Source organism: Bartonella sp. AP20NXHL, from assembly GCF_042196165.1.
Taxonomy (GTDB): domain Bacteria; phylum Pseudomonadota; class Alphaproteobacteria; order Rhizobiales; family Rhizobiaceae; genus Bartonella.
In genome coordinates, this window is the sequence record NZ_JBHIPV010000001.1 from 309327 (window position 1) to 329281 (window position 19955).

Here is a 19955-nt window from a genome sequence, read left to right on the forward strand (position 1 = left end):
ATATAATGAAATAACACAAGATCGAGACAAAAACGGGTAATTATTCAGTCTTTTAATTTGAATGGCACTCTGGGATATGGACGTAAATGAAAAATTCCAAGAAAAGTTTTATCAGTTGCACTAAAACCAGAAAGTAAAAACAAACTCATTATAATTTTTGAAGATGGTTGGAGCATTTCTTTTAGGATTCATAATACATCCAGTAAAGTAGAAGCTTCTTTAAAGTTCGATATTCAATTTGTGGGATTATCTTCTCAGGTTGTTAGCCATCAAATTCCGATGGTTTAATGATAGAGATAATGTTTTAAATGTAATCGTTGCTGATTTAAGGCAGGTTTATTTCTTATGAAAATGAGTCCTTTTATCACTAAAAAGTATTTCTAATTGTTTTGTTATGGCGTCGGCGAGTTCTTCAGCATTCATAATTGTTACAGCACGTTGATAATAACGTGTGACGTCATGACCAATTCCAATGGCAATGAGTTCGATGGGGGAGTGTGTTTGGATTTCTTGAATCACTGCGCGTAAGTGTTTTTCTAAATAATTGCTGGCGTTGACCGATAGTGTCGAATCGTCAACAGGAGCGCCATCAGAAATGACCATGAGGATGCGACGTTGTTCACGCCGTGATAAAAGGCGTTGATGAGCCCAAATCAAAGCTTCTCCGTCGATATTTTCTTTTAATAATCCTTCTTGCATCATCAAACCTAAATTGCGTCGTGCGCGACGCCATGGGGTATCAGCACTTTTATAGATGATATGGCATAAATCATTGAGGCGTCCAGGATTATGGAGTTTGTTTTGGGTAAGCCATTGTTCGCGCGATTTGCCCCCTTTCCAAGTTTTGGTGGTAAAACCTAAAATTTCAACTTTGACACCACAACGCTCAAGAGTTTGTGCCAAAATATCAGCACAACTTGCAGCAACGCTAATGGGGCGTCCGCGCATTGAGCCTGAATTATCAATGAGAAGTGAAACAACTGTGTTCCGAAATTGGGTGTTGCTTTCCATTTTAAAAGAAAGGGGTTGCATGGGGTCAATAATTAGACGTGGAAGCCGTGCTGTATCAAGATATCCTTCTTCAAGGTCAAATTTCCAGTTGCGATTTTGTTGCGCCATCAAGCGGCGCTGGAGACGGTTTGCTAAACGTCCAACGATGTTTTGGAGATGATTGATTTGCTTATCAAGATAACGGCGTAAGTGATCTAACTCGTTCTCAGAACAAAAATCTGTTGCTTCCAAAATTTCATCAAATTGACGGGTGAAGATTTTATAATTGCCAAGTCTTTCCATTTGTTCCGAATCAGAAAAAAGGTGTTTGGGTTTGCTCGGCTTTTCTTGCCAAGGTCCATTTTTTTGCTCGCCGTCAGCTTGATCATTGTTGTTTGATTGTGTCGCTTGTGTTTTTCCGTCATCTTGCACATCACTTTCTTGTTCAGTGCTGGTTTGTTCTTCACTTTGAGCGTGTTTTTTGTTTTTACTCTCTTCTTCTCCTTGGTCTTGAGGTTCACACGCATTTTTTAATTTTTTATTGTTTTCACTGTTAGAAGCTTCAGCTTGTTGCACTGTCATTTTGAGTGTAACAAGCATTTGGCGAACAATCTGTGCAAAATCTTGTTGGTTGTAAATATGATGTGGGAGTTCATTGAGTTCTGCTGCTGCTTTTTGTTCGAGTTCTTGACGCCACAGTTCTAAGACAGGACCCGCTTCTCTTGGAGCTGCGCGCTTTGTTATTTTTTCACGCAATAAAAGTGCAATTGCTTCTTGGATGGGGGCTTCACTTTGGTTGCTAATCTTATGATAATGGGCTCTTTTGTATTTATCGGCGAGCATGATATCAAGATTTTTTGCAAGCCCCTCCATGGCTAAAGTACCAATTGCTTCAACACGTGTTTGTTCTAAGGCATCAAAGACAGCACGTGCTTCTGATTCTAGTGGAGAAAATTGCATGTGAATGCGGTTATCATGCCATGCTTTGCGCAGAGCCATGGAATCACCTAATCCGCGGGTAATGGTGATGTCTTTATTCGTTGCGTATTGAGGTAATTCTGGTAAACGCGCGCAACTTTCGCTTAAAGATGGTCGGTTATGACTAAAGGAAACTTCAAGGTTGTTTGTGCCTGCAATTGCACGCATACAGGTGGAAAGTGCTTTTTTAAAAGCTTCAATATTAAGAGTGTTGTTGGAAGAATCTTTTGCCGGATTTTTGTTGTCGCCAATATCGGTAGCCATGAGTGACAGATTCCTTAAGGCGAAACACCATGAATAAGTGATTCGGGAAGCTCTTGTCCAAAGGCGCGTTGATAAAATTCTGCAACAGTGGCACGTTCGAGTTCATCACATTTATTGAGAAAGGTTAATCGGAAGGCAAAGCCGACATCTTGAAAAATCGTTGTATTTTCTGCCCAAGTAATGACGGTACGTGGACTCATGACAGTTGAAAGATCTCCATTGATAAAAGATTGGCGTACCATATCAGCAACATGAACCATTTGTGAAATTATCTTTTTTCCTTCAGTCGTTTGAAAGGATTTGACCTTTGAACAAATGATATTAACCTCTTTATCATGGGGTAAATAATTGAGTATCGTAACAATAGACCAGCGGTCCATTTGAGCTTGATTGATCTGTTGGGTACCATGATAGAGACCAGTTGTATCACCAAGACCAATGGTGTTTGCTGTTGCAAAAAGACGAAAGGCTGGGTGTGGAGAGATGACTCGGCTTTGATCAAGTAAGCTTAGTTTTCCAGAGGTTTCAAGAACGCGTTGGATGACAAACATAACATCGGGACGCCCCGCATCATATTCGTCGAAAACAAGAGCAATATTATTTTGATAAGCCCATGGCAAAATGCCTTCTTTAAATTCAGTGATTTGTAAGCCATCTTTTAAAACGATAGCGTCTTTTCCTACAAGATCGATACGACTTACATGACTATCGAGATTAATTCGAAGACAAGGCCAATTGAGACGTGCAGCAATTTGTTCAATATGCGTTGATTTCCCTGTACCGTGATAGCCAGAAACCATTACACGGCGGTTGAAGGTAAAACCTGCGAGAATCGCTAAAGTTGTTTGCTGATCAAAAAGATAATCAGAATCGATATCAGGAACATGGGAACTTTTTGTGCTAAAAGCAGGGACTTTCAGATCTGTTTCAATATGAAATAGATCGCGAGCACAAAGTGTAATATCGGGCAAATTTTCAACGGTAAGATTTGTCATTGTGTTTCTGGAAGGGAGAGGATGCTATTTATTCATTAGAAACGATACAAGAGTTAGAGTATTTATGCAATGCTCTATAATGAGAGCCTTAGATATTGAAGAAAGATTTTTTACGTATTCTATAATGTTTTGCAAAAAAAATAACATTTTGCGCAAATAATGATGGTCTAAATGAAAATAGACTCATATAAGCGCATGTTTTCAGCACAAACCAGACTTTTTTAGCAAATTGTAAGCATGTAAAACATCACGAAAGCGCTCTTCTGAAGCACGATTACCACCATTGGAATCAGGATGGTGCTTTTTTACCAATTCTTTATATTTCATTTTGATGTCTTCTGCTGAAGCGTTTGCCTGTAGTCCCAGTGTATCAAAAGCTTTTGCTTCTAAGGGCTTTAATTTTCGTGAGAATTTATTGCTTGAATGCTGCCCAGTAAAAAGCGTGAAGGGATCGCGCATACGATTTTGATAGGCAGCTGTTCCAGAGCGAATCTTTGCATAATTAGCGGCTGTTTTTTTCGATGTACCATTGCTCAGATCTGTAGGCCATGTCGGACGATGTCCTGTGAGAGCATCCTTTTGAAATTTTGCGATATCTTTATTGCTAAGACCAGAGAAGTAATTAAAATTTTTATTATAGGCACGTACGTGTTCAATACAAAAATATAAATATTGTCCTTCGTGATTTCGACCTGCTGGTGCTTTATGGGCCCCTGTTTTTTCACAACCTTCCCACTGACACTGTTGTGCTTCTGGCTCAGCGTTTTGTTTTTTATTTGAGCTTATGCGAATTGAATCGAATAATTTAGATGTTATTGTCATATTATTGGTTTATGCAAAATTGATTAATTTTACAAGAATTGACTTTTGAAAAATTTGTTTTCACACTTATTCTATTATGAAAAAGGTGTATTTTTGCACGTTCATTTTGTTTGAGGAATGAAAAATGTTTATAGAAACAATAATCCAGAGAAAGCTTCAGGATGCTTTTCATCCGCAAAAGCTTGAAGTGATTAACGAAAGTCATCTTCATGAGGGGCATTCTCATAATGAACATGCTTTTGATGGTAAAGGAGAAACACATTTTCGAGTGAAAATTTTATCTTCTTCTTTTTCTAATATGACACGCGTAGAAATACATCGAGCGATTTATAAAGTTTTACAAGAAGAGTTAGCTACTTGTGTTCATGCTTTGGCACTTGAGGTTGAAACACTCTAATTTTTTGATGAGACACTTTTAGGAACGGGGATGGGCCTTTTGATAAATTTTTAACAAATGGTCTGTATCGACATGGGTATAGATTTGTGTGGTGGAAAGACTAGCGTGCCCAAGAAGTTCTTGAATCGTGCGCAAATCTCCCCCCCGTGATAAAAGATGGGTGGCAAAAGAATGGCGCAGTGTATGGGGCGTTGCAGTTTCTGGTAAACCAAGGCTTGCTCGTAAGTTGCGTACAGTTTTCTGAATAATGGCGGGCTGTAGGGGACCGCCTCGTGCCCCGCGAAATATGGGTTGGTTATCCACTAAAGGATATGGGCAACATTTGAGATAATTTTGTACAGCTTCGTAAACAATTTTGATGAGAGGAACAAGGCGTGTTTTTCCACCTTTTCCTGTTATAAATAAACTTGTTTTTTCAGGATCAGAAAATTGTTCTGGTGTGAGGCTTAAGGCTTCTGATATTCGCATTCCACAGCCATAGAGAAGCATGAGGACAGCCGCATTACGAGCGCTAATCCAAGGTTCATTTTCTAGCTGGTTTTCTTGTTTGACTATGTGAAGTGCTGATTTGATCGCTAAAGGTTTTGGGAGCGATCTTGGGTGTTTGGGGCTTCGGATAAGTTGAGCCGCCGGAACATTGACGATTCCTTCACGTGATAGGTACTTGAAAAAAGAACGGATGCCTGCTACTCCGCGGCTTAAAGAACGAGCACTTACATTGTTTGTACGCCGATAAGCAAGATAAGCACGCAAGTCACTGATGCGTAAATGAGCAAGATCTGTAAGGGTTGGTGTATGACTTAAGTGTTGACAGAGAAAAGACAAAAATTGCCGCGTATCACGTTCATAGGCTTGCACTGTTTGTGCTGACATACGACGTGTTTGGGTAAGACACTCTAACCAATTTTTCCTTGCGTTTAAAATTGCATGGTCTGCTGGAATGAGAGGAATATTTTCATCTTTTCTCTTGTCGTTTTTGATAGGCATTATCTAGTTGAGAGTTTCTTTCTTTTTAGATTTTTCATCGTTAGAATGACCATTCTTGTTTTGGGGTTGCTCTTCACGATTGATAAGTTGCTTTTCACCTTTGAGAGAGAGTATTTTCACAAGATTGTGCGTTGACATCAAATGCGCAAAAATTAATCCTAAAAAGCCATTTTTATGAAGTTTGGCAAGTTGGCTTGCTGATAATTTATTCAATTTTTCTTCATCAACAACCCAAAAATGTTCTAATTGAGCTGAGAGACCTTTATCGTTTTTCACATTGATAGATTTTTGGCTTAGAAGATCCATTTCTACAAGAGCATCAATAAACTCAGAGGTTTTTTCCATAGCGATTTTAAAACTTTCAAGAAAACGAATACGTTCTTCCATAAAAGGAGAAATAGAGCCGTCGGAATTAAAAAGTTCTGTTCCTGCAACTTCATTAAACATACCTGACTGTTGATCAAAGCAAACAGAAAGTTCTTTTTCATTGCTAATTTGTGCCAAAACAAAAGGATAGCGACGGACAAAAGCAGGAACATAAGTATTATTTTTCCAACTTTTATCAGAAGCGATATAGTCATTTTCGTCATTAGAAAGGCCGACAAGAGCTGCGGATGTGTAGTGCCGTTTTTTTTGTTCATCTTCGGCGCACATAAATAAAATAGGATAGTCTAGTGCTGCTTGAAAATATTCAGTACTTGCTAAAGGAACCCAGTGAGTATCCTTGGCAAAAGACATATCACTTGGAGGAGCAAATTTTAGATTTTTATGGGAAACTTTGTTGATTGGCGTGATATCTTTGTAAAATAGCATAATATTTGCCATAAGACTTTCTCCTTTATTAATTTGTTTTTGTTACCAAGAAAGGTCTTTTAGAAGATTGTCTCATATGGCAACAAGATTGAATAGAAAACTATAAGATTGAAGGGTTCATTTTTGAGAGATAATATTTTCGTATGAAGTATAATAAAGAAAAGCTTAAAAATAAAGTCTATCTTGCCATTATTGGTATGCCTCATGGTATAAAAGGAGATGTTTTTGTTAAAATTCTAAGTGCTGAGCCACAGCGTTTTAAGTTTTACAGCACTCTTTATGATGATATGGGGCGTTCTTATGAAATTATAACTCTTCGCATACAAAAAAATAAGGCGATTGTACGTTTTAAAGGGATAGAAAATCGTAATGTGGCTGAGTCTTTAAAAGGTATTCGCCTTTATGTGACGCGTGATCAATTAATTGATGATTTGATGGAGGATGAGTTTTATCAAGTCGATTTAATAGGCTTGTGTGTCCAAGATTGTGGGGGAAAAATCTTAGGTGAAGTGTGTGGTTTTTTTAATTTCGGGGCTGGTGATTTGCTTGAAATACGTTTGAATACGGGTAAAAGAGTCCTTATTCCCTTTAGTAAGGCGGCGGTACCAGAAGTTTGTATGAATTCTGGTTTTCTTGTTGTTGATCCCATGGCAGCTGGTTTAAGTGATGGGGGAGACAATGATAAAAAGGAAATAGCTTGAATCTAAAAATAAAGATGAAGGAAAAAATAACAGATAAATTTCGTCAATAAAAAGTGGAATGTGTGGAAATATTAAAAATGCACTTTTGAGCAGATATTGTAAGCACTTTATCTCGAAATAGTTCTGAGTTTTTAGAGTCTTTTTTAGTGCAAGTATTTAGAAGGATCGTATTGAATAAAGCGCAGATCAAGGAGATTCAATTTAACGCTATAGCGTTAAAAATCTTGTTTGTGCTATTTTTGCTATTAAGAGTCTGTTTAAGAAAATAAGGATGAGAAATAAAATGAAGTTTCAGGCGCGCGTTTTAACCCTTTATCCTGAAATGTTTCCTGGTTTTTTAGGGTATTCTTTAGCAGGGCAAGCTTTAGAGCGCGGAATTTGGTCACTGGAGACGGTACAGATTAGGGATTTTGCTTTAGACAAACACCATAGCGTTGATGATAAACCTGCTGGTGGGGGGGCGGGTATGGTAATGCGGGCGGATGTATTGGCGGCGGCTCTTGATTGTTGTCCACAGGATTCGCCAAGATTGTTGATGAGTCCACGTGGGCGCCCTTTTGACCAAGCTTACGCGCATAGCTTGGCTCGTGATACGGGTGTAACGTTAGTTTGTGGACGTTTTGAAGGGGTTGATGAGCGAGTCATAGAAGCACGAGAATTAGAAGAAGTTTCTATTGGTGATTATATTCTTTCAGGGGGTGAAACAGCCGCATTGGTTATCTTAGATGCTATTATACGTCTTCTGCCTGGAGTGATGGGGAATGCAGCTTCTGCAAGGTGTGAAAGTTTTGAAAATGGCTTGCTGGAACATCCGCAATATACACGCCCTTCTCTTTTCGAAGGGCGGGGTATTCCGCCTGTATTGCTCTCAGGTCATCACAAAGCGATCGCAGATTGGCGTCAAAGCCAAGCCGAATTGTTAACACGTCAACGTCGCCCTGATCTTTATGCGCGTTATGATAAAAATCATCAGAAAACTTGATTCATATGATAAGGTAGTGTATTGCATGGCTCTCTTTTTAGAGAGTTTTTTATAAAAGGTTTTCTGTAGTTCCAAAATTAAAATGAAGGAATGGTGTATTCGCTCCTGTGTAAGACATAGCCTAAAGAGCTCTTTATTCTTAATAAAGGCTTTTTTGGTAAGAGTTGAGCGCTCTGACTGTTCGATAAAGAACATGAAGGATAAAAGAAATGAATATTATCGCACAACTTGAAGCTGAACAATGTGCAAAAATTGAAGAAAAGCGCCAATTTCCAGCCTTTAAGCCAGGAGATACAGTTCGTGTCATGGTACGTGTGACGGAGGGTACGCGGACGCGTGTTCAGGCTTATGAAGGTGTTTGTATTGCACGTTCAGGCGGTGGGTTGAATGAGACCTTTACAGTACGCAAGATTTCTTATGGTGAAGGGGTGGAACGGGTGTTTCCTGTTTATTCTCCGTTGATTGAAGGTGTTGAGCTGGTGCGCCGTGGTAAAGTGCGCCGTGCAAAACTCTATTATCTTCGTGGTTTGAGAGGTAAAGCTGCGCGTATCGCTGAAAAGAGAGATTATCGGAAAAAAGCTGAAAAGGTTATTGAGAAAGTAGAAGCAGCATCTGTCAGCACAGATGTTGAAAAGAAAGTTGCTGAGTAAAGATTATATCGGCTAAACTTTATGCAAAAGCGGCTTTTATGCCGCTTATTTGTGTCTTTCGTGATTCGTTTTGCCTTTTAAAAGGCTTGGAGGGGACATAAAAATGTTTAATCTATCAATTTTTTCCTCTTTTTATCCTTAATCATGGGTGCAATTTAAGATACCATTGCATATATCATGGATACTCAAAAGGATAAGTTTAATCTGAAAAAATGCCTGTTTATATTTGAGAAAAGATGTTAGACCTTTGACGTGAAGATAAAATTGTATTAGATTAAAGCAAGTTTTGCGGATCATATCCGTGGAGTAATCGGTTTTTTTATGCGTGACCTTTAATCCGTTATTTGAGACAACCGACCTGTAGTATCGGTATCTTGAGATGCCAAACAAGTGAAAACGAGAGAATATATTTAGTCGTTTTGCGCGAACTTTCTCGTTCATTGCGGTTGCAGTAAAAACCAGGTCAGGATATTTTATGACAGAGACAACTAGGATAAAAGAGCGCCCTCGTTCCCCTCATATAAGTATTTATCGTTGGACAATTACTATGGCTATGTCCATTGCACACCGCATTACGGGTATGGCACTTTATGTTGGAACGGTTTTTCTTGCTGTTTGGTTAATTGCTATTGCGTGCGGGGAGGAGGCATTCAGAACGGTTCACGAGATTTATAGTTCTTGGTTTGGATTGTGTATTTTGTTTCTTTATACTTTGGCAGGGGTTCATCACATGGTTGGTGGTGTTCGCCACATTGTTTGGGATCTGAAACCTTGCCTTTTGGCAAAAGAAAAGGCAACAGTCACTGCTTGGGCGACAGTGTTTATTTCTCTTATTGTTACTTTTGCGATTTGGATTATTGGATATACCGTTGTTTAGCTGGGGGTGAAAAGAGATATGAAAAAAGATTTTCGAACGGAACTTGGAAAAGTACGGGGGCGTGGCAGTGCTCATGAAGGAACAGAGCATTTTTGGCTAGAACGTTTGACAGGGTTTATCAATCTACCACTTTTGATATTTTTTATTGTTCTTATTCTTTCGCTTGTGGGAAAGGACTATAGCATTGTGCGTGCAAGACTTGCACATCCTATTGTTGCTATTTTGATGGGATTGATGACTTTTTCGGTCCTTTATTATATGAAACTTGGTATGCAAGTGGTGATTGAAGATTATATTCCACGTGAAGGTTTCCGGATATTCTTTTTGACGTTAAATATTTTATTTTGTTTTCTCATAGGTGGTATCATTATTTTTTCTCTTTTGAAAATTGCATTAGGGGGTTAAACAAATATGGCGGGTACAGGATCATCTCTGGGCGCTAAAGCAGGTAACGCCCCTTATCGCACTGTAGATCATAAATTTGATGTTGTTGTTGTTGGGGCAGGTGGTGCAGGATTACGTGCAACATTGGGTATGGCGGAACAAGGATTAAAGACAGCTTGTATTACGAAGGTTTTTCCAACGCGCTCACACACGGTTGCAGCACAAGGGGGAATTGCTGCATCGCTTTCAAATATGGGACCTGATAATTGGCAGTGGCATTTATATGATACCGTGAAAGGTTCTGATTGGTTGGGTGATACCGACGCAATGGAATATTTGGTGCGTAATGCTCCTGCTGCTGTGTATGAATTAGAACATTATGGCGTTCCTTTTTCGCGGACGCAAGAAGGCAAAATTTATCAGCGTCCTTTTGGTGGACATACGACACAATTTGGTGAAGGTCCACCTGTTCAGCGTACTTGCGCAGCCGCTGATCGTACAGGCCACGCCATTTTGCATACGCTTTATGGACAAAGCTTAAAGCATAATGCGCAATTTTTTATTGAATATTTTGCACTCGATCTCATCATGACGGATGGGGTTTGTACGGGGGTTGTGGCATGGAATCTCGATGATGGTACAATACATCGTTTTTCTGCTAAAATGGTTGTTCTTGCAACCGGTGGTTATGGACGCGCTTATTTTTCCGCGACATCGGCGCATACCTGTACGGGTGATGGTGGTGGAATGATCGCACGTGCTGGATTGCCACTTCAGGATATGGAGTTTGTGCAATTCCATCCGACAGGGATTTACGGTTCTGGCTGCTTAATTACAGAAGGAGCTCGTGGTGAAGGAGGTTATTTAATCAACTCTGAAGGCGAACGCTTTATGGAGCGCTATGCACCTTCCTTTAAGGATTTGGCTTCACGTGATTTGGTTTCGCGTTGTATCACACTTGAAATTCGTGAAGGACGTGGTGTTGGACCTAAGAAGGACCATATTCATTTGGTTCTCAACCATATTGATCCTGCAATCTTGCACGAGCGTTTACCGGGAATTTCGGAATCAGCTCGGATTTTTGCAGGTGTGGATGTAACAAAAGAGCCTATCCCCATCTTGCCAACGGTCCATTATAATATGGGTGGGATTCCTACCAATTACTACGGGGAAGTTCTCAATCCAACGGCTGATTCGCCTGATCGTATTCAACCAGGGCTGATGGCGGTAGGAGAAGCAGGATGTGCTTCTGTTCATGGGGCTAATCGCTTGGGGTCAAACTCGTTGATTGATCTTGTGGTGTTTGGTCGTGCTGCTGCCATTCGCGCGGGGGAAGTTATTGATCGGAATGCAGAAATTCCACCCATCAATGAAGAAGCTGTTGACGAAATTATAGCGCGTTTTGATCGTTTACGTTTTGCACAAGGGGCGATACCAACAGCTCTATTGCGTGAAAAAATGCAGCGCACGATGCAAGAAGATGCGGCAGTATTCCGTACAGAAGATTCTTTGCAACAAGGATGTCAGCGGATGAATAAAATCTGGGGGGAATTGTCGGATCTCAAAGTCACAGATCGTTCTCTGATATGGAATTCTGATTTGGTTGAAACATTAGAGCTTGAAAATCTCATGGCGAATGCAATCATGACTGTTCATTCTGCCGAAGCACGTTTAGAAAGCCGTGGCGCTCATGCTCGTGAAGATTATCCAGAGCGTGATGATAAAAACTGGCGTAAACATACGCTTTCACATTTGTCAAAAGAGGGTAAGGTGACATTATCATATCGACCTGTCCATGTGGACCCATTAACATCTGAAGCTGATGGTGGGATCGATTTAAAGCGCATTGCACCTAAAAAACGGGTTTATTAAGGGGAGAATGAAATATGGTACAAATTAAGCTTCCCAAAAACTCTCAAGTAAAACCGGGAAAGGTTTGGCCTAAACCTGAAGGTGCTACAAAGCTGACGGAATTTCACGTGTATCGTTGGTCGCCTGATGATGAGGAAAATCCTCATCTAGATACTTATTATGTGGATCGTTCTGCTTGTGGTCCTATGATTCTTGATGGGCTTTTGTTTATTAAAAACCACATTGATCCAACTTTGACACTTCGTCGATCTTGCCGTGAAGGCATCTGTGGTTCATGTGCGATGAATATTGATGGAACCAATACATTGGCTTGTACCAAAGGTATGGATGATGTAAAACACCCCATTAAAGTCTATCCTTTGCCTTCCATGCCGGTTGTTAAAGATTTGGTTCCTGACTTGAATCGCTTTTATGCGCAACACCGAGTTATTGAGCCTTGGTTACAAACAGTTTCTCCTGAACCTGCAAAAGAATGGTTACAAAGTCACTCCGATCGCCAAAAAATCGATGGTCTTTATGAGTGTATTTTGTGTGCGTGTTGTCAGACTTCATGTCCAAGTTATTGGTGGAACGGTGATCGTTATTTGGGTCCCGCTGTTTTGCTTCAAGCTTATCGCTGGATTGCGGATTCACGTGATGAGATGTGTGGTGAACGTCTTGATAATTTAGAAGATCCTTTCCGCCTTTATCGTTGCCATACGATTATGAATTGTGCGCAAACTTGTCCAAAGGGATTAAATCCAGCGAAAGCGATTGCTGAAATTAAAAAACTCATGGTTGAACGCCGCCTTTGAAAATTTACTGATTGATGAAAATAAAGCGCAAGGTGGAAAATTGTATCTCCTTTTAGCAATTAAATCTCTAAAAGAAGATCGGCTGCTTATGGGGGCGCAGTAGCTATAATCATTCTAAAAGTGAAGTAATCCCTAAAAAGTTAAGCAATTCTTGCAATGGCTGAGCAGAAAACTCATAGTTGAATATTATCTTTGAAAACTGACCTTTTAACGAACAGTAAAAAGAAAAATAGAAAATTGTGCGTGTTTTTTGTGCCTCTTTGAGGCTTAATCTCTAAAAATTTATTGGCTTCTATGAGGCGGTTAGCATAGTTATTATTGCCTTTAAAAAGGCAATAGTCTTTTGGGTAGACTATACTTTAAATAGCGTTCTATGTAAAAACAATAAAATCAATATGTTATGTGTTTTTATTTTTATTAAATTATTATCATAATTTATACTTTGATGCAGATTCAATTAATCATTTTTTATAAAAAATGATAACTCTGTATAAATATAGAACAAAAAATAAATGCTGATACAAATATTAAACGCATGTAAATTATTTAAATGAAATACACAAGAGTGATTATTATGACAGTTCGTCATTTTACGACACATTTATTATAATATCGAAAACATTGCTAATATTCATGGATTAGGAATTTTTGATAAAAGCATTATATATAAAGGTCATATTTTTTATTTTAAAGATTTTATTGTTAATCGCATTAAAAAACAAAATTTATAGTTCTCAAAATGGAGAACGTAAAATCCCTCTCTTTTGTGTAGAGATAATCATACAGTTAAGGGGGCTGTAATTTAAAACTATTGTAACGTCATAGATTTAAATTCATTAAAGAGAAAATAAGACGTTTTTAAAAAATATCAAATTTATAGTTTTTTCCAAAAATTTAGAAAACGCTAGTGAGAATTCTAAGAACACGTGTTGCGAATGTGGAATAGGGATGTTTATAGGTTCGTTTGAGTTGAATGAATTCAATCATCAAAGAAAACATGTTGTGTTTTTATGAGTTTCATAGGTTTTGATTTTATATGTTTTTATCTATAAAAAATAGAGGTTTCTAGGTTTAGGTCTCATTTATTATGTTAGGGGATTTCATTTTTTCTTGTATATATGCTGAAGAAAGTTATTTAAGCAGTAAAAGTGTTTTTTATTTTATTTTTTAGCATAAAAGATATTTCTTAACATGAAAGAGAGGTGTCCAAGTATTAACGGTATAATCGGTCATTGTTTTGATATTTATTCTGTTGTGCTGTAAAACACTATCTTATTTAGGATGTGGTAATTAAAGTGGTTAGAAGGTGAAATCTGCTAGGCGAGGAGGCGGATAATTTGCAGCTCAGTGCGTGTAAAAAGCTTCACCCTTTGAGGTGTGATAGGTGGAGTCTGTTAGCCAATTACGTAAACTAGAGCGAAATCTACGTGGACAGGTTTTCAGACTAATCTCTCTTATATATTGTGATAGGAAACTCACATTAATAAGGACCACGACCGGTTGCAGAAAAAAGAAATCATTGCGAAAAAACAAGCACGCTTGTTTGAAAATTTTTAATGCTTCTGATCATAAGGGTATGCTGAAATCTCCTGTAGTATTACGCAGACCTTTTATATTCTCAAGCCAAGAATTGTCCATATATCCCCTTCAATCTGATTTTCACGAATTGATGCAAGGGATGGTAGAAACCTCTGTAAGAATAAGCAGACGCAAAGCCAGTTGTATCATTATTGTTGCTTTGCAGAGTGTTTGATAAAAATCTGGAACATTTCTCCAATTCATTGCCTGTTCATTAATGACTTTATGGCGTTGTTTTTCTAAAAAAGCTTTTGCTGTTGCAGCTTTTACTTACCAGATGGGAATTAAGAGTATTACGTATCTCTCGTTGGCGTAATCTTTGAAATCGGTATACAGCCTCCTAATTTGAGGAGAATATGAAGCTGTAAAGGTGCAAACCAGTTTCTATTTTGCCGTCATTTTTTAGTTCAGTTTTATGACTTTCAAAAGTATCTAGAGTAATGTCTTTTAAATAATAGAGATTATGCATTGCTTCACGCTTTTGTTTCTCTCGTTTTTTAATAAGATCACAATCCTTATACAAAACAGAACGCCCCAACCCAAATACACCTGGCTTGTCAATTTATGCGCTTGTTTTAAAGAAACCTTTCTTTAAGGAGCCCCAGCTCATTTCGCGACAGTGCTCGTGGATGGTATAATGGTAAAGCTCCGATGAATAATATAAAATTTATAGAGCATCTCCATTTTTACACTTCATAAAAGAGCAAGTTGGGTGCCATTAGACACTTTGCAAACTCCCAATGTTGCGACAGTTTTTGGCATTTTGGATGGTTTATGAAAGGTATTTTTAGTGCTTTTTTGTACAGTTTCATTCTATACGGCTTTATTCGCTTGTAATGTGCAAGAGCATGGTTTTGGTTAATAGACAGCTTTGAAATGAGAGAATCTTACGGTACTAAGATCTTTTATCCAACACGCAAAATAATGAACACTCTTTATAAATCAATGTGACGTGGCTTAAGAAGAGGGATTGTATATCTGTGCTTTTAGGAATTTTTGCTTTTTGAGGTGCAGAGAAGAGAGCAGGAATATTCAGAGAGTAGAGCTTACCTGTGTAGTCTATGGATATCCTCTTTAGGATGGGGACATAAGCTACGTGATATGGTTAGCAAAGCTTGCTTAAGAGAAATTTAGTTGTTTACGAACAGCCGTAGGTTAAGAATCTTTCTTCGTCCGAAGAAGACGTCGATATGCCACTATACTTTTTATTACCAAATAGAATGTGGTTTATGGATGCTAAATCGAAATGATAGTTTATTTCGTATGAGGTTTTCCGTATCTGGAGATTGTTTGGTGAAAAAACATATTTATTAATCACTTGAAAATAGCGCTTAGAATTTTTAAACGATAAGTTTTGGTCTTGATGACGATAATTATTTATTATGATTGAAAGGACCTGTTTTACGAAGCTTTCATTGATATGCGAATCAAAATTTCTTCTTTTCTTTTGTTGAAATATTTATTTTATAGCTATTTTTTTGCATTAAACATACTTTTTCAAAAGATAAATGGGAAGAATGATCAAAGGTAAGAGAATAGAGAGAGCCTTATGTATAATTTGGTTTTCTCGTAGAGTTGTTGTCTATTAACTTTTTTCTTCTTTTATTCATGAAGAGTGTAGAAGATCCATTGGAAAAGAAAAGAGAATAGGAAAAGTTAAATAAATAGCCGTAACAACTAGTTACGGCTATTGTTTGTTTGTATCATCTTACCGAGAGAGGAAGCTTCCCTTAAGCGATTTTTGATTTAGCAAAAATTGGGTCGTAAAAGACTTCAGAGAGTTTTCTATCTTTAAAGAACAACACTACGTCAACTGTTGTATAGAGAACGATTTTTATCATTTCTAACTCGAGTTGCCGGCCAACTTCTGATCTTTTAATCAAGGTGGCACATCGTTCAAATGTCTGCAAAGCGCTGTTGGCATGCGTCGTTGTAATCGATCCGGGATGGCCAGTGTTGAGCGAATTGAGATATTCCCATGCTTCATTGCCTCGCAATTCAGCGAGAAAAATTCGGTCGGGCGACTGACGCATACACGCATCTAGACACTCTTCAGCTGAAACACGGCCTACATTGTTACCATAAATCATATGTACATGATTGGGATGATTGGGTAGAAAAAGCTCATGAACATCTTCAATTGTGATAATACGCTCCTCTACAGGAACCTTTTCAATTAAAGAGCGGGCAAATGTTGTTTTACCAGATCCTGTTTTACCTGCAATAATAATGTTGCGTTTGTGAAGGACGCATTCTTGTAAAAATTCAAGAATTTTTCCATCACGTTTATGTTGCAAAAGTTGAACTTCAAATGGTTCCAACCGTGTGAAGTCCTGCTTCGATAACAAGTTATTGGCTTCTTTTGCTGAAGGCTTATTAAAACTTACATCAGAAAAATCGTCAAATGCCCCTTCTTCTTTGAGTTCTTCTAACGTCTTAACTACAAGAGAATGTTTACGAATTACAAAGGAAAGAGCACCATCAACAACAGCTGGTGTTTGTATAATTGTACCACGTTGTCCACCAGGCAAGAGCACATAATTAATACTTCTGGGAGCCATACCGTTATAAACGATAATAGCTGTAATAAGCGTTTGCAAAAAAGTGGTTGTTAACTCTGGTACGCTATGTACTTGCCAACCCTTAAAGCTTTTCGTCCATACTTCATAGGGGCGGCAAATCGATAATTCAGTGATCGTGGGATCTTCTAAGAAACAATCAAGCGGTTGCAGAAGCTGAAAAACTGCTTGATCTTTCTGTATCGGGTTAACGTGTGACGAGACTGTAGACATTGCTGAAATCCAGATCACGAGCAACAAAAATATTTACTCGTTCGCCTTGGTTTTTGTAAAGTGTTGGTGTGATATTGATGGAATTTTGAAGAACATCGATTGCTATAGATTCAGCATTCTGAGCATCTTTATTTTGTGAATTCTCTTTATTTTCTTTGCTGCTTTTATTAACTTTTCCTCTTACCCATTCTCCTAAATCACCGATAATGCTTACCATAATTGCACTACCAAATCTCTCCCAAAAATGTCTGTCAACCCAGCCACCAATACCCGCTTCACCTAGAGGACCTGTGCCTGGTGAGTCAAGATTGACAACAACACCAGAAGGCGTTTCGATGCGTAACCATTGCACAAACACGCGCGTTTGTCCTTGTTGTATGCCACTTTGGTAAAAACCAACGACTTTAGAACCACGGTCAAGCAAAACAACACGTCCACTTGTGGAATAAATATCGCGTGTTAAATAGCACGTCGTCATTCCGGGTTGTGATGTAATGATCTTTGTTTCTAACGTACAATCTATTTGCGTTCCTTGTGTAATCAAAAAGTCACGGTTACGAAGTTGCATCGCATGTGATTGACCTAAACGCACGGGCTGAAGGTTATCAAATAATACGCCATTACCTGTATCATTATTCGATGCTTTATTATTCGTATCTGTAGATCCTTCGCTACCACCGTTGTTAAGGCTAGAACTGAGCATACGTTTGCGTGCTAATTCTTCAGAATCTTGGAGCATATGTGGAGGAATGGCTGTTTGAAGAAGTTTACTCAAGGCCGGTGGAATATCTAGGCTTGAATCTTCTATTTGTGTTGATTTTTCTGCTTCTTCTACAATTTTTGGCTCTTCTATAATCCGAGGGACATAGTTTGGTATAATTTGCTGTACTATTTGTTGTGGTTTTTCTTCCTCAACTTCCACGGTATTACGCATTTTAAAAGCTTTCCAAGTCAAGGCAATCGGTATCGCTACTATGACAACAAGTCCTACCATTAACAATGCACGGGTACCTGGAACTGTCGGACGACGTTCAGAACCTAGTTCCGACCCTCCATAGGTACCTTCAATATGTTTTTGCTCGACGTTATCCAGTTTTGTACCTTTTCCCTCTCCTTCCTTATTGTCAAACATCATTTTCCTCCTTTATTGATACGATAAACCACCGAAGATACTGTCCCTGTTGTGTTTGGTACGCCGCCATTGGGGTCATAGGCTTCATTAAAAACAGCTAGAGCGCGTTTACCAAGCCGTATGAGCCATTTAGGATTGACCTTATGAACGGCGATAATATCATTAGAACTGCCGATAACGGTGCGTGGTATTAAGCTTTCATTTCCTTCAGCATCTACGACATAAATCGATGGCATATCCATGTTAGCGGGAAATTTGAAATAAGTAATACGCCCATTGTCCCAAGCATTTATCGGAGCAATATCTTGGTGACCGCTCATGGTATAACTGAGATTATAGCCGTTGACGCTTTGGTGAAAACCACGTTCAATCGCAAGGCGTCGATTGTTTTCTTCTGACTTTTCATCGTTTGAATCGGGATAATGGAAAGCCAATTCATAAGTTGATCCCGCACGGTCATTCCGAAACTGTAGTCGGAATTTGTAACTCCGTTTGTCAGTTACAACGATGAGATTGGTATTGGCAAGCTCTGCTTTTGGTTTTATAAAAATATGCCGCCCTTTATGAGCAAAGGCATAGGCTTCAGAATCGCCAAAGGCATGAGTTATATACTGTTCACCTTCTTCAAGAATAATATGTGTTGCCACACCAAGAACTGTTTCAATTTGAACCACATCGGCTTCGTTATATGTTATATAGCGAATGCGGTGATCATATTGTGAATTTGATGGACTTTTGAGCGCCTGCACAGGTACCGTATAAAGAGAAGAAAACGAAGACAATAGAACAACGAACGCAAGTTTTTTCATAACAATCAATTCCTTAATCATTCAACAGTATTTCTGGGTCAGAACGGTAACTTGTTACTTGAAAACCAAGGGGGTTAAGCAATCGATCAGATGATTTCATGGGTGCACCGATATAGGTGTAACCAATTGTTGCAATCTGGTGCTGTTTTGGTCCAGTAGCAGCACCGTTGCTGTCAAGTTGCTGAGTCGTAAAACGTACAGTTGCTTGACCGAGTCCATTAGGCTGGATTGATCGTACTTTAACTGTGATACGTGCTTTGTTGGAAAGCACTTTGTCCCGTGCATTTTCTCCATCATAGATTTTATAATATTCTTGTTGAACAGATGCCGCACTTAAAAGTGCGGTTGTGTCATAGTTCAGTTGAATGGTATCGTAGTCGTAAGTTTCGCGGTTAAGCACATATTGGTTTAGCCAATACCTATCTACAACTTCACCATAGCTTTCTTCGTGTTCACGCATGATTGAGATAACATCAACTGCACCCGTCGTATTATCAACGCGCAATACTAAGGGAGTTGGAGCTGGTTGAGAAAATCCAACAACTCCACATATCATACCGAATAAGCCAAAAAGACCCACAGTACTCGCGACACGCCATGCCGTTCTGCGCGACCTTATAAATTCATTGATAAGATCACGTTCTAAGCCACGGCTTTCTTCGTAATAACTTCTAAGTTGTTCGGCTTTCACTGGTTTTGCTTGTTTTGTTTTCATCTGTCTCCTCGCTTGATTTCGGCAGGGATTGTTTTATTAATAGGCACTCGGTTCCTATCATTTGGCTGTTTTAGCTTTGGTGCTAAAGCACAAGCCGATAAAAGGTTTGCAATCAAAATTACAAGAATGATCGACTTCATTTTAATATGACTCTTTTTATTGTTATATACATCCTGATATTTGTTGTCATTATTATTATTTTGAACATAAAGTAAAGTACGTTGTGTGTAATTATTTTACTTTTTTATTCTATTTTAATTTATAAAAACAGCTCAATTCAGTGCGAATATTTTTACTGTAGGATTGGATATTCTTGTTATTTTGTCATATGGATATTAGAGGCTTCTGTTACGGGAACTATTTCTTTTTATCTCATCTAGTTTCTATGTCTCCATAGATGTCCAAATGTGATTCCTTTTGCGA

The 19955-nt window shown here is 38.6% G+C and carries 19 protein-coding genes; 9 read left to right on the top strand and 10 right to left on the bottom strand.

Annotation, left to right across the window (positions count from 1 at the left end):
• Window positions 1-93 precede the first annotated feature (93 nt).
• The gene (locus ACFILL_RS01130) at window positions 94-288 is read left to right on the top strand and encodes a HaeIII family restriction endonuclease (protein ID WP_375637359.1); all 195 of its coding nucleotides are present in this window, start codon (window positions 94-96) and stop codon (window positions 286-288) included.
• 48 nt (window positions 289-336) lie between these two features.
• On the opposite strand, the gene cobT is transcribed toward ACFILL_RS01130, so the two are convergent.
• From cobT to ACFILL_RS01145, 3 genes are all read right to left on the bottom strand, one after another.
• Complete coding sequence (cobT, locus tag ACFILL_RS01135) at window positions 337-2232, bottom strand: cobaltochelatase subunit CobT (RefSeq protein ID WP_375643055.1); 1896 nt, start codon at window positions 2230-2232, stop codon at window positions 337-339.
• A 14-nt stretch (window positions 2233-2246) separates the two neighbouring features.
• Window positions 2247-3227, bottom strand: a complete 981-nt coding sequence (cobS, locus tag ACFILL_RS01140; RefSeq protein ID WP_273790065.1) for a cobaltochelatase subunit CobS — start codon at window positions 3225-3227, stop codon at window positions 2247-2249.
• A gap of 201 nt (window positions 3228-3428) precedes the next feature.
• Entirely contained in the window at window positions 3429-4049 is a 621-nt protein-coding gene (locus tag ACFILL_RS01145; RefSeq protein WP_273790064.1) for a J domain-containing protein, read from the bottom strand.
• A gap of 124 nt (window positions 4050-4173) precedes the next feature.
• Between ACFILL_RS01145 and ACFILL_RS01150 the strand changes: the two genes are divergently transcribed.
• Window positions 4174-4446 carry a BolA family protein gene (locus ACFILL_RS01150; protein ID WP_375622119.1) on the top strand — a complete coding sequence of 91 codons (273 nt, stop codon included), beginning with the start codon at window positions 4174-4176 and terminating at the stop codon, window positions 4444-4446.
• Between the two features lie 18 nt (window positions 4447-4464).
• On the opposite strand, the gene ACFILL_RS01155 is transcribed toward ACFILL_RS01150, so the two are convergent.
• Complete coding sequence (locus tag ACFILL_RS01155) at window positions 4465-5433, bottom strand: tyrosine recombinase XerC (protein WP_375630711.1); 969 nt, start codon at window positions 5431-5433, stop codon at window positions 4465-4467.
• 3 nt (window positions 5434-5436) lie between these two features.
• Window positions 5437-6258, bottom strand: coding sequence for a SapC family protein (locus ACFILL_RS01160; RefSeq protein WP_375630713.1), 822 nt, complete (start codon window positions 6256-6258; stop codon window positions 5437-5439).
• A 131-nt stretch (window positions 6259-6389) separates the two neighbouring features.
• Between ACFILL_RS01160 and rimM the strand changes: the two genes are divergently transcribed.
• The 7 genes from rimM to ACFILL_RS01195 all read left to right on the top strand — a co-directional run bounded on the left by rimM (window position 6390) and on the right by ACFILL_RS01195 (window position 12506).
• Window positions 6390-6947: a ribosome maturation factor RimM gene (gene rimM / locus ACFILL_RS01165; protein WP_375643057.1), complete on the top strand. Its 558-nt coding sequence runs from the start codon at window positions 6390-6392 to the stop codon at window positions 6945-6947.
• A gap of 283 nt (window positions 6948-7230) precedes the next feature.
• Window positions 7231-7929 carry a tRNA (guanosine(37)-N1)-methyltransferase TrmD gene (gene trmD, locus ACFILL_RS01170; RefSeq protein ID WP_273790059.1) on the top strand — a complete coding sequence of 233 codons (699 nt, stop codon included), beginning with the start codon at window positions 7231-7233 and terminating at the stop codon, window positions 7927-7929.
• A 209-nt stretch (window positions 7930-8138) separates the two neighbouring features.
• Entirely contained in the window at window positions 8139-8579 is a 441-nt protein-coding gene (gene rplS / locus ACFILL_RS01175) for a 50S ribosomal protein L19 (RefSeq protein WP_273790058.1), read from the top strand.
• Between the two features lie 475 nt (window positions 8580-9054).
• Window positions 9055-9456, top strand: a complete 402-nt coding sequence (gene sdhC, locus ACFILL_RS01180; RefSeq protein ID WP_254492571.1) for a succinate dehydrogenase, cytochrome b556 subunit — start codon at window positions 9055-9057, stop codon at window positions 9454-9456.
• An 18-nt stretch (window positions 9457-9474) separates the two neighbouring features.
• Window positions 9475-9861 (top strand): succinate dehydrogenase, hydrophobic membrane anchor protein, encoded by a 387-nt coding sequence (gene sdhD / locus ACFILL_RS01185; RefSeq protein ID WP_273790057.1) that lies wholly within the window; start codon window positions 9475-9477, stop codon window positions 9859-9861.
• Window positions 9862-9867: 6 nt separating this feature from the next.
• Window positions 9868-11712, top strand: a complete 1845-nt coding sequence (gene sdhA, locus ACFILL_RS01190) for a succinate dehydrogenase flavoprotein subunit (RefSeq protein ID WP_375643058.1) — start codon at window positions 9868-9870, stop codon at window positions 11710-11712.
• 14 nt (window positions 11713-11726) lie between these two features.
• Entirely contained in the window at window positions 11727-12506 is a 780-nt protein-coding gene (locus tag ACFILL_RS01195) for a succinate dehydrogenase iron-sulfur subunit (RefSeq protein WP_273790055.1), read from the top strand.
• 3308 nt (window positions 12507-15814) lie between these two features.
• Here ACFILL_RS01195 and virB11 read toward each other — a convergent pair.
• Genes virB11 through ACFILL_RS01220 form a run of 5 tightly spaced genes read right to left on the bottom strand, consistent with a single transcriptional unit; the run spans window position 15815 to window position 19672 of the window.
• Window positions 15815-16876 (bottom strand): P-type DNA transfer ATPase VirB11, encoded by a 1062-nt coding sequence (gene virB11, locus ACFILL_RS01200; protein WP_273790054.1) that lies wholly within the window; start codon window positions 16874-16876, stop codon window positions 15815-15817.
• The gene (gene virB10, locus ACFILL_RS01205; protein WP_375643059.1) at window positions 16851-18008 is read right to left on the bottom strand and encodes a type IV secretion system protein VirB10; all 1158 of its coding nucleotides are present in this window, start codon (window positions 18006-18008) and stop codon (window positions 16851-16853) included. Before virB10 ends, virB11 begins: the two co-directional genes overlap by 26 nt.
• A complete protein-coding gene (virB9, locus tag ACFILL_RS01210; RefSeq protein WP_273790052.1) occupies window positions 18008-18817 on the bottom strand; it encodes a P-type conjugative transfer protein VirB9 in 810 nt (269 codons plus the stop codon). Before virB9 ends, virB10 begins: the two co-directional genes overlap by 1 nt.
• A gap of 13 nt (window positions 18818-18830) precedes the next feature.
• Window positions 18831-19532: a virB8 family protein gene (locus ACFILL_RS01215; protein ID WP_273790051.1), complete on the bottom strand. Its 702-nt coding sequence runs from the start codon at window positions 19530-19532 to the stop codon at window positions 18831-18833.
• A complete protein-coding gene (locus tag ACFILL_RS01220; protein WP_273791747.1) occupies window positions 19529-19672 on the bottom strand; it encodes a TrwH protein in 144 nt (47 codons plus the stop codon). The genes ACFILL_RS01215 and ACFILL_RS01220 overlap by 4 nt, the downstream gene beginning before the upstream one ends.
• Between the last annotated feature and the right edge of the window lie 283 nt (window positions 19673-19955).

Coding starts and splice junctions, on each gene's coding strand:
- cobT (WP_375643055.1), bottom strand. CDS start 2,232: ATGGCTACCGATATTGGCGACAACAAAAATCCGGCAAAAGATTCTTCC.
- cobS (WP_273790065.1), bottom strand. CDS start 3,227: ATGACAAATCTTACCGTTGAAAATTTGCCCGATATTACACTTTGTGCT.
- ACFILL_RS01145 (WP_273790064.1), bottom strand. CDS start 4,049: ATGACAATAACATCTAAATTATTCGATTCAATTCGCATAAGCTCAAAT.
- ACFILL_RS01150 (WP_375622119.1), top strand. CDS start 4,174: ATGTTTATAGAAACAATAATCCAGAGAAAGCTTCAGGATGCTTTTCAT.
- ACFILL_RS01155 (WP_375630711.1), bottom strand. CDS start 5,433: ATGCCTATCAAAAACGACAAGAGAAAAGATGAAAATATTCCTCTCATT.
- ACFILL_RS01160 (WP_375630713.1), bottom strand. CDS start 6,258: ATGGCAAATATTATGCTATTTTACAAAGATATCACGCCAATCAACAAA.
- rimM (WP_375643057.1), top strand. CDS start 6,390: ATGAAGTATAATAAAGAAAAGCTTAAAAATAAAGTCTATCTTGCCATT.
- trmD (WP_273790059.1), top strand. CDS start 7,231: ATGAAGTTTCAGGCGCGCGTTTTAACCCTTTATCCTGAAATGTTTCCT.
- rplS (WP_273790058.1), top strand. CDS start 8,139: ATGAATATTATCGCACAACTTGAAGCTGAACAATGTGCAAAAATTGAA.
- sdhC (WP_254492571.1), top strand. CDS start 9,055: ATGACAGAGACAACTAGGATAAAAGAGCGCCCTCGTTCCCCTCATATA.
- sdhD (WP_273790057.1), top strand. CDS start 9,475: ATGAAAAAAGATTTTCGAACGGAACTTGGAAAAGTACGGGGGCGTGGC.
- sdhA (WP_375643058.1), top strand. CDS start 9,868: ATGGCGGGTACAGGATCATCTCTGGGCGCTAAAGCAGGTAACGCCCCT.
- ACFILL_RS01195 (WP_273790055.1), top strand. CDS start 11,727: ATGGTACAAATTAAGCTTCCCAAAAACTCTCAAGTAAAACCGGGAAAG.
- virB11 (WP_273790054.1), bottom strand. CDS start 16,876: ATGTCTACAGTCTCGTCACACGTTAACCCGATACAGAAAGATCAAGCA.
- virB10 (WP_375643059.1), bottom strand. CDS start 18,008: ATGTTTGACAATAAGGAAGGAGAGGGAAAAGGTACAAAACTGGATAAC.
- virB9 (WP_273790052.1), bottom strand. CDS start 18,817: ATGAAAAAACTTGCGTTCGTTGTTCTATTGTCTTCGTTTTCTTCTCTT.
- ACFILL_RS01215 (WP_273790051.1), bottom strand. CDS start 19,532: ATGAAAACAAAACAAGCAAAACCAGTGAAAGCCGAACAACTTAGAAGT.
- ACFILL_RS01220 (WP_273791747.1), bottom strand. CDS start 19,672: ATGAAGTCGATCATTCTTGTAATTTTGATTGCAAACCTTTTATCGGCT.